Source organism: Streptomyces sp. NPDC058240 (assembly GCF_042882135.1).
GTDB lineage: Bacteria > Actinomycetota > Actinomycetes > Streptomycetales > Streptomycetaceae > Streptomyces.
The window spans coordinates 1-1,952 of sequence record NZ_JBHVWT010000146.1; the positions used below are offsets into that span (position 1 = coordinate 1).

Annotated in this window: 2 protein-coding genes; both read right to left on the reverse strand. The window is 37.7% G+C overall.

Features of this window, described 5'->3' with window-relative positions; all coding sequences use genetic code 11:
- Nucleotides 1-36: 36 nt before the first annotated feature.
- A complete protein-coding gene (locus tag ACFVX4_RS42010; RefSeq protein WP_375839305.1) occupies nucleotides 37-945 on the reverse strand; it encodes a hypothetical protein in 909 nt (302 codons plus the stop codon).
- 90 nt (nucleotides 946-1,035) lie between these two features.
- A complete protein-coding gene (locus ACFVX4_RS42015; RefSeq protein WP_375839303.1) occupies nucleotides 1,036-1,209 on the reverse strand; it encodes a hypothetical protein in 174 nt (57 codons plus the stop codon).
- Between the last annotated feature and the right edge of the window lie 743 nt (nucleotides 1,210-1,952).

The following is a 1,952-nucleotide window of genomic DNA, read 5'->3' on the forward strand; positions in this document are numbered from 1 at the left end:
AAAAAAAACGGCTCCATAAAGAGGAACCGTTTTGCTTCAAAAATCACGTTTTGTGTTATACTGGAGAAACGAAATTGTGTTTTCAAAATTGTCATTTTCGACATGATAACTTTTCTCGTAGTGTGGTTTTGCCGAACCCACTACTTTTTTTATGTCTCCGAACTTCATTTCTTCCCGTTCCGGCTTAACAATCCCTTTTGATTTTCGATACATATTCATTCCGGAAGGATACATGTGCAGCCGTCCGCCTTTTAAAAATTTCTTTTCCCGACCTTCTACGATCTTTGTTTGCACCTCACAGCCCTCTGAAGCCACTTTTAAGGCTGTTTCCCTGTCTTGGACATCTTCTAGGTCTATATCAGTCAAATAAGCGCTCAAATAGGCTCCTATGTTGTCTATATCCTTTAATGACTTGATTGTTACAAATCCTAAACCCCATAGACTCCTTAATTCAGCATTTTTAATATAAATCTTATCCAAATCATTAAAGCGCATTAAAACATGACAATGCCAGGCTCCACGTCCTTGTGGCTCTACCACCGATAAATAATCTATCGAACTTTCTTTCTTGTATTTATAACGCAACCTGTCGATAAAATTTTGAAAATCACTATAAAGTTTTTTCGTGTCCGTCATATTTTTCTTGTATGTCAAAGTTATATGTAATTCATTTGGCCGTCCTATAAAATTGTTATTTATCAAATAACGCAGCTTCTTAAAGGTTTGTCTCAAAGAATTATAATTTTCCTGCCGATTTTCCGAATGCTCGAACTCCCGGATCTCCCCAGTAGAGAGGTCTACAAACCTATCCTTGTCCAATTTTTTGATATTATTTTTCCGGTTCATCTTCTCCATATGCTGAACTTCAATGACGTGATTCATAGTGGTCACTTTTACAACATCATTTGGAGCTATGAAAACCGCGTCACCATTGCGTTTATCCATCCATTTCCCCTCAATTTTTCCTGTAATGTTTAATTAAAATCAAGTTAATAATAAAGAACCCCAAATCCGAAGTCAGTTTTTCAACAAAAATTAGCGTCCTTTTCCCAAATAGTCCCTATACAATTCCTTAATAGCAAACTCAATTACAGCATCTTTTGAAACTCTTCCAAATTCATTGTGTTTTGTAAAATGTTCGGCTAATAACTCTAGCTTTTTAAATGTTTCAACAGTAATTCGAGGTCCAATTTGTTTTTTCTCTTCCATCCAAACACACTCCTAACAAGTTGTTAACATAATTCTAACATTGGAAATAATAGAATTCAAGAACAGAAAAAAGAAGCACACTCGGAATGATATTTCGTTTCCTTTTGATTCCGAGCCTCCACCCCTTACAATCCCCAAAGGCAACCGACAAGGGAAAATTCGTCCCTTATCGGCACCTCCGGAAATTGTACAGCAAGGGGTCACTCCCAATAAAAAGACTACGACATATAAAACAGGTTTAGCTTCAGAGAAAAAGAGCATAAGGAAACTCGGTGCCACCCTAAAAAAAAGGGTGTCAAACAGGCTGTGCCTGTTGAGTTTCTATGCTCTTAGAACAGGTGCCGTTTTTGAAGCCAAAGATATAGCATAGATACCCCATAGATATAGCAGGGATATACCAAAATATCTCTAGAGATACGGGTATCTATGCTATATCTCTCTACAAGATTCCTCCACACGCTTGACGGAAATGCTTCAGCATTTTAGCACTCACTCGACAGAGTGTATAAGTGCGCCATTCGGAATTTCAAAGCTTCAAATTTCACAGAGAGTGCCCATTTATACACACCCCCTAAATCGTGGTGTGACAATGGGTTCTCGCCGGCTCGAAATCGGTTTGTCATTCTGACAAATAACCCTTCGGGAAATAAAAAAAACGGCTCCATAAAGAGGAACCGTTTTGCTTCAAAAATCACGTTTTGTGTTATACTGGAGAAACGAAATTGTGTTTTCAAAATTGTCAT

What these genes read in the sequence shown, in the direction of transcription:
- ACFVX4_RS42010 (WP_375839305.1), bottom strand. Translation starts at nt 945, where the DNA reads ATGGATAAACGCAATGGTGACGCGGTTTTCATAGCTCCAAATGATGTT.
- ACFVX4_RS42015 (WP_375839303.1), bottom strand. Translation starts at nt 1,209, where the DNA reads ATGGAAGAGAAAAAACAAATTGGACCTCGAATTACTGTTGAAACATTT.